The 1,037-nt window shown below is 81.2% G+C and carries 1 pseudogene; it reads left to right on the top strand.

Going from position 1 to position 1,037, the window contains the following annotated elements:
- A pseudogene (locus tag AB0F81_RS51395) lies at positions 1-1,037 on the top strand (hypothetical protein); the annotation flags it as partial.

Raw genomic sequence — 1,037 nt, 5'->3', positions numbered from 1 at the left:
GCCGAGCGCGCCCTGGCCGAGCGCAGCGCCGAGCAGCGCGGCCTGGCGGACCGGCGGGCCGACAAACTGGCCGGGATCCGCGCCGTCGAGCGGGCCACGGCCCGGCGTGACGAGGCCCGGACGACGTCGACGGACTCCGACGCCACCGTGAAGCGCGAGACCACGGCCAAGCCCCGCACCGACCAGGCCAGGCCGGCCGAGGAGGGAACCGAGGCCACCGCGGCGACCGCCGTCGCGGCCACGCAGACCGGTGCCGTCACCGCCGCGGTGAACGCCGCACCGGTCGCCACCGGCGGCGAGGGCGGGGCCGTGATGAGCGTGCCGTCGGAGCCCACCGCCGCGGAGAACGTGACCGCGGTCGGCGGCGGCCCCACGGCAGCCGGTCCCACCACCCCCCAGGTCGCACCCGCAGCCGGCGCGACGCCTGCTGGACCGGCACCCGCCGAGTCCGGCGTGCCGACCGGCACGGCGCCGGCCGGCGCGCCGCTGCCCGGGATGCCGGGCCAGACCGCGGTCGCCCCCATCGACCCGACCGGTGTCGCGGGCCGGACCGGCGCCCCGGCTCAGACCGCCGTCCCGGACCAGGCCGTTCCGGCCGTCCAGCCGGGTGTCACCGGCCAGCCCGGCGTCGCGGCCCCGACCGGCATCGCGGCTCAGCCCGGCACGGTGACCCCGACCGGCGCCGCGGCCCAGGCCCTCGCGGGCCAGCCGACCGTGGCGCCGCAGGCCGGCGTCACCGAGCAGCCGGCCGCCACCACGCCCACCGCACCCGCCTATCCGGCCGCGCCGACCGGCACGGCCCCGCAGGCAGCGCCCACCGACGCCACGGCGACGACGAGCCCGGCGCCGACCGCCGTCACGCCGGAGACCGGCACCGCCACCACGAACCCGGCACCGGTGCCGACCGAGAACGCCGCACCGGCCGAGGCGCCGGCTGCCGCATCGGCCCCGGCGGCCGCCACGGAGGCTGCCCCGGACACGCCGGCGACGACCGCACCGACCGGCCTGCCGGCGGGCGCCGCGATGACCGCACCGAC

The organism is Actinoplanes sp. NPDC024001, from assembly GCF_040638955.1.
GTDB lineage: Bacteria > Actinomycetota > Actinomycetes > Mycobacteriales > Micromonosporaceae > Actinoplanes.
This window is presented reverse-complemented; position numbering and strand designations above follow the sequence as displayed.